Source organism: Devosia sp. (genome assembly GCF_017307565.1).
Taxonomy (GTDB): Bacteria; Pseudomonadota; Alphaproteobacteria; order Rhizobiales; family Devosiaceae; genus Devosia.
Genome location: NZ_JAFKHD010000155.1, coordinates 1 through 5635 on the forward strand (window position 1 = coordinate 1; position 5635 = coordinate 5635).

6 protein-coding genes are annotated in these 5635 nt (G+C 63.0%); 1 reads left to right on the forward strand and 5 read right to left on the reverse strand.

Translation table 11 applies throughout. The annotated features are described in order from the left end of the window. Together J0I64_RS04215 and J0I64_RS04220 are read right to left on the reverse strand one after the other, a co-directional pair. Positions 1-709 (reverse strand): sialidase family protein (locus tag J0I64_RS04215; protein WP_291406358.1); only part of this gene is annotated, 709 nt, incomplete at its 3' end. 8 nt (positions 710-717) lie between these two features. Then, positions 718-1515, reverse strand: coding sequence for a helix-turn-helix transcriptional regulator (locus tag J0I64_RS04220; RefSeq protein ID WP_291406359.1), 798 nt, complete (start codon positions 1513-1515; stop codon positions 718-720). Positions 1516-1664: 149 nt separating this feature from the next. Here J0I64_RS04220 and J0I64_RS04225 point away from each other — a divergent pair, with 149 nt between their 5' ends. Continuing rightward, positions 1665-2441 (forward strand): phytanoyl-CoA dioxygenase family protein, encoded by a 777-nt coding sequence (locus tag J0I64_RS04225; RefSeq protein WP_291406360.1) that lies wholly within the window; start codon positions 1665-1667, stop codon positions 2439-2441. Between the two features lie 69 nt (positions 2442-2510). Here J0I64_RS04225 and J0I64_RS04230 read toward each other — a convergent pair whose 3' ends face one another. The 3 genes from J0I64_RS04230 to J0I64_RS04240 all read right to left on the reverse strand — a co-directional run. Further along, positions 2511-4010 carry a M81 family metallopeptidase gene (locus tag J0I64_RS04230; protein ID WP_291406361.1) on the reverse strand — a complete coding sequence of 500 codons (1500 nt, stop codon included), beginning with the start codon at positions 4008-4010 and terminating at the stop codon, positions 2511-2513. A gap of 14 nt (positions 4011-4024) precedes the next feature. Further along, positions 4025-5305 (reverse strand): amino acid deaminase, encoded by a 1281-nt coding sequence (locus J0I64_RS04235; RefSeq protein ID WP_291406362.1) that lies wholly within the window; start codon positions 5303-5305, stop codon positions 4025-4027. A gap of 9 nt (positions 5306-5314) precedes the next feature. Next, positions 5315-5635, reverse strand: a 321-nt coding sequence (locus J0I64_RS04240) for an aldolase/citrate lyase family protein (RefSeq protein ID WP_291406363.1), incomplete at its 5' end; no start/stop codon positions are given.

Sequence of the window (5635 nt, forward strand, 5' to 3'; positions counted from 1 at the left end):
CCATCCCGCCCACGTTGGTCGAGGCCGCGGCGGCCGGGAACGTCGGGGCGTGGCCCGACCCCTCGCCGCCGAAGTCGATGAGACGGCTTTCCCAGGGGGCGATGTTGCTGTCTTCGGCGCGGAAGTAGACCGATTTCTTCTGCCAGCTCTCGCCTGAATCAAGGCTTGAAATCACCCAGCCTTCGTGACCCGACGCGCTGAGGTGAAACGGCGCGCCGACGCCAAGCAACTCCCCCGAAGGGCGCTGGATGACGGGGCCGGAAAGCTCAAGCCCAGCGCCATCGACATTGAACCGTTTCGGCACCGTCCAGTTGCGGCCACCATCCAAAGAGCGCGATACCTTGTTGTGGAGGGGGAGCAGTTCGTTGGTCTTGGGATCGACGATGGGGGTTAGCGGCGTCGGTCGGACGAAGACATAGCCCGTGGCGAGCACGGACCCGTCGGCGAGCGCTGCCGGCTTGAAACTTTCCGACTCCTCGGGGGCAAAGGGCGTTTCGTGCAGCGGCTTTGGAGCGCTCCAGGTCCGGGCATTGTCGCCGCTGCGGCTGACATAGGCGCGCATGTCGGCGGCATCGAAGGCCTGGCCGATGGAAAAGACGGCGAGGATGTCTCCATCCGGCAATCGGGTCAGGCCGGGAAAGGCGGCTTGACGGCTGACGAGCAGCGGATCGGGATTGGCATAGAGCGTCGCGGTATCGAGGAGCTGCATTCTGGCTCTCAGGCAAAGGGATTGGAGCGGTGGCGGAATTGGCCGGGCGTACAGCCGCGGCTGCGGCTGAATGCGGCGATGAAGGTTTCGGCGTGCCCATAACCAACGAGATGGGCGATTTCGCCCAGCGTGTAGCGAGTGGTCGAGAGCAGGTCCTCCGCCCGGCGAAGGCGGATTTCCCGCAGGTGGCTGCCGGCCGAGGTGCGGAATTGTTGGCGATGGCGCGCCCGCAAGGCGCTTTCATGCACGCCCATGAGCGCCGCGACATCGCTAAGGGTGCGCATCTTGTGCAGCGACTTGCCGGCCTGGAGCCAGGCCAGGTTGAGACCGCTATCGGCCGCGGGCTTGGCGTCCGATGCTGCGCTGGTCGGGTGGTCGAAGCAATCGAGAATGGTCAGCAGAAGCCTGCGCCGGCGCTGCAACTCGGGCTCACCGGTATCCGCGGCAAGATCAAGGCTCAGGCGCAGCATGGCCTGCACATGCATGGCCTCGCCGGGGCGGGGGAGGAGATAGCCCGGCCCGTTCACGTCGCGCGCGGCCGCATCGGTCCAGCTGAAATGGCAGATCGAGGCCGTCGCGAACCCGCCGATTGCCGCGCCCGCAAAAGGCGTGTCGGGGAGGATCAGGACGCCTCCGGGAGCCGTGAGCGTGACGACATCGGTTTCGCCAATGGACAGGCGCACGGCGCCCTCGTGAATCCAAAGCAAATCATGAAAATCCCACTTCGCCGGGCCGATGGGCATGCGACGATCGAAACGCCCGAGGCGATGCTCCTTGAGGACGATGGCGGCTGGATCCGTAGTCATGCTGGCACAGCATCATGAAGTGGCCTGCGCCGCCACTGACACGTCGCTCGCGAAATCGGAATTCCTAGTCGGCCGTCGCACTGCTCAACAGACGAGCGCCGGTGCTTGGTCTCTGATGGCCTGCAAGGGAACGAAAAAGGAGAACGTCCATGTCCCAGGCGATGCCAGCGCCACTTACCAGCCTCAAGAGCGACTTCGACCGTGATGGTTTCATTGCCATCAAGCCGCTTTTCGATGCGGTCAAGATGGCGGAGATCAACCGCGAGTTCGATCGCTATGTCGAAAGCTGCGTGCCCGAGATGAAGGACACGGAAGTGTTCTACGAAGAAAAGGGCGCCAAGGGCACGCTCAAGCAGATGCAGAACATGCAGCACTACGACGCCTATTTCCGCGACCTGCTGGAAACCGACGTGGTGCGCAAACTGGCCGAAACCATGCTGGGCGAACCGGCGCGCGCCGTGAACCTTGAATATTTCAACAAGCCTGCCGGCATCGGCAAGCCAACCCCGCCGCATCAGGACGGATACTACTTCCACTTCAACCCGCCTGCGGCCGTCACCGGCTGGTTGGCGCTGGAGCGGGTCGATCCGGAAAACGGATGCATCCACTATGTCCGTGGCTCGCACCTGATTGACGGCTATCGTCCGCATGGACGATCGGAAATCCTTGGTTTCTCCCAGGGCATCACCGACTTCGGCACCGACGGGGACAAGGCCAATACCATTGCCTTCCCGGGCGATGCCGGCACCTTCCTGATGCACCACTCGAAGACTATTCACTGGGCCGGTCCGAACACGTCGCCGACACGGGCGCGGCGGGCACTGGGCTTTGTCTATTTCGGGCAAAGCGCAAGGGTTGATGAGGCTGCCAAGGCTGCCTACCAGGCCAAGCTTCAGGCCGATCTGCGCGCCGCCGGCAAGATCTGAATGGCATTGGCGGAGCCCCGAAGGGTTCCGCCACAAACCTGGGCGATCTCGTTGGCGGCGCGACATTTTTCAGCTCAGCGAAATGACCTTGCCCTTGAGCTTGGTAAAGGGCAGGCGGCGCAGGTCGCTGGTGCAGAGGCCAGGGCTATCGACATAAAAGCTGGCACGCTGGATCGCGTCGTAAGCGGCGCGGTGTGACACAGCTGCCTTGATGACGACATAGGTGGCGTCTTCGGGTCTTAGGTCCTGGGAATGATACTGGCCGAGGTCCATCGGCGCGGTCTTTCGCTCCGACAGCAAGATTTTGGCCTGATCATTGCTGATCACAGCGCAACGCCCCATGCGGAAGGTGGTGCCGCCCATCGAGGCGAGGTGCGATTTTGGGTTCTCGAGTTGGAAAACGCCGTCACTCAGATGGGTCACTGTGCCGGTGAAGGCAATCGGCGCCCCGTGATGCGCGTCGGTCTTGCCGCCAATCTTGAGGGTAATCGTGGCGCCTTGCCCGGCGTTGAAACATTGGGCCACGGCCTCGCGATCGGCGAGGGCGGCAAGGATGTTCTTGCGGCCGGTTTCGAGCAGCGGGGCAAGCAGGCCGGTGGCATCACCGGGCGTGCCACCGCCGATATTGTCGGCGGGTTCGATCAAGAGGATTGGTCCGGTGCCCGCCGGCAGGGCATCCGCCTTGCCGAGCGCGGTCGCCAGATCATCCTCGTGTGGATAGCCGGCTGCGATGTTGGCTTCAAGCACGGCGACCAGCGTGTCGAGATGCTTTTCGGCAGCTTCATCGGTGCCCTTGGTGACAAGGTGAATGCTGAAGCCGCAGTCGGGAATGTCCGAATAGGCATAGCCAGCCATGACGTTGACGGTGAGAATATCGGGGTCGCTGGCTTCGATGGCGCGTGCCGCGGCGAGCACGCTCTTCATCGGATCGTTGGCGGAGCCGACACCAACTGGCGAGATCACATACTTTGTCGCGCGGTGGAGGGCCCTGACATTCGGTTCGACAAAGGCACGGTCGAGCAGTTGTGCGGCAGCCACGGCGGCGTCATAAGCATCGGTATGGGGGTTTTCGCGATAGGCGCGCAGAACAGTCGCGTTCTCGACCATCACCTGCGAAATGTTGCCGTGGAGATCGAGCACGGCTCCGACCGGCAGATCGCCGCGACCGGCAGCCTTCAGGCGGTCGCGAATGGTCTTGATGACGAGACCTTCCACGTCGTCCGAGCCTTCGCTGACCATGGCTCCATGCAGCACGAGGAAAATGCCGTCGATTTCCTCGATATGGCGCTCAAGGCCCGCCAGGAAATGTTCGAGGAACATTGCGACGACGTCATCCGTCACTTTTCCAGCCGGTTGGGCCGCCATCTGGATGGTGGGAAGGATGCGCCAACCCGACTTTTCGGCATAGTCAATGAAGCCGGCGCTGGGAGAGCCGTTGCCGCGGTTCTCGTCGATCGCTGCTTGACCGATGCGGATGCCGCCGTCCTCGAATTGGGCCATGCCGGTCTTGTCGGCAAGGAAGGTGTGGGTCTCGTGATAGAGGCCACCGAAAAGCACGGTCTTGGACATGGCTTGGCTCTGGATCAGAAGAAGGTCAGGACGCCGTCGATGACGGTGTAGTCATCATCGACGACGGGCAGGAACCGCCACTTGTCGAAAGCGGTGCAGGGATGGGAGACGCCCGAGGCCACGAGATCGCCCACCTGCCAGTCGGCATCGGCTCCAAGCCGGACATAGGCGTGCTGGTCGTTGGTGGCGAAAACCGTCGCTTCACCCACCGGCAAGAAACCGACGCCCGGCCGGTAGCGCTTGAACGGCACCGGCAGCCCCGCGTCGTAGGGCACGTCGCGCTTGCCCATGGAGAGGAAGGCAAGACCAGGCTCGGGCTTGGACTGAACATAGGCCCAGGCTTCGAGTGCCGGGTGTAGATCGGATTTCCACGAGCGGCGCTCGTCGGCCTTTGCCTCGTCCTGCGCCTTCTTGTAGGCGCCGGAATCGTTGGTCACATAGCACCCCGAGCGCAGCAGTACGCGGACGGGGACGGGCAGGTCGAGGGTCGAGAACCGATCGGCAACGATATCGAAATAGGACGAGCCGCCGCCGGAGAGGACGAACTCGTCGAGCCCAGCGTAAAGGCTCGCCGGGATGGCGCGGGCGATGTCTACGATCGACTGGGCGAAGGGCTCCACCAGCATCGGGTCCTTGTCGATCCCTGGCACGACGCCTTCGAACGTAGCGATGCCGGCAAAACGCACGAGGTTCTGGTCGCTCGACGCCAGCTTAGTTGCAAGGTCGAGCGCCTCTTGCTTGGTGCGCAGGCCGGTGCGGCCGCCCTTCGCGCCGATTTCGAGCAGTGCCTTGATCGGCCGGGCAGGGGCCATTTCGCGGAGATGCCCAAGCATGTTGTCGAGTTGGCCAGCGGAATCGAGGAAGCAGAAAAACTCGAAATCCGGGTCCGCATTGATCAGCGCCACCACGCCGGCAATGTGCGCCTTGCCGATCAACTGGTTGCCGAGCACCACGCGCTTGACGCCGTAGTGATGCATGACCTGAACCTGGTTGACGGTCGCCGCCGTCATCCCCCAAGCACCGCTCGCCAGTTGCTCGGCAAAAATCTGCGGGCTCATGGTGGTCTTGCCGTGTGGTGCCAGCGAGAGATTGTGGCTCGTCAGGTATTGCCCAAACACGCTGGCATTGTGGTCGAGCGCGCTGCGCTTCAGCAGCATCAGCGGCATAGGCAGGTCTTCCCGCAGGACGTTCCAGCCTTTGCCTGCGATGTCTTCGAGCGCGAAGGGCTCGGCCGTGGCCGGGATGCCCTTGGTGCGTCCGTCGAGAAGGGTTTTATGCAGCGCGTCGAGTTTCATGGTCTCGTCCTAGATCGCGTCGAAAGCGGAAAGAACGTCGTCGGCGTAGGTCGCCAGCGCCACCACGTCAGCGCCGACGCTGAGCAGGTTGTAGCCCATGGAGACATAGTCCTTCACATTGGCCTTGCCGGCGACGGTCGCCGCAATCTTGCCGTGCTTGCGGGCAACTTCAGCGACGCGCTCACGCACCTTGACGATTTCTGGCGCCTGGATCTGGCCGGGAATGCCGAGGCGAACGGAATAGTCGCCGGGCCCGAAGAACAGCGCATCGACGCCATCGATTTCGGCGATGGCTTCGATTTCATCCAGCGCTTCGGGGTCTTCGATCTG

Bases quoted from the DNA above. Each gene is read 5' to 3' on its own strand.
- J0I64_RS04230 (WP_291406361.1), bottom strand. From the start codon at position 4,010: ATGTCCAAGACCGTGCTTTTCGGTGGCCTCTATCACGAGACCCACACC.
- J0I64_RS04235 (WP_291406362.1), bottom strand. From the start codon at position 5,305: ATGAAACTCGACGCGCTGCATAAAACCCTTCTCGACGGACGCACCAAG.
- J0I64_RS04220 (WP_291406359.1), bottom strand. From the start codon at position 1,515: ATGACTACGGATCCAGCCGCCATCGTCCTCAAGGAGCATCGCCTCGGG.
- J0I64_RS04225 (WP_291406360.1), top strand. From the start codon at position 1,665: ATGTCCCAGGCGATGCCAGCGCCACTTACCAGCCTCAAGAGCGACTTC.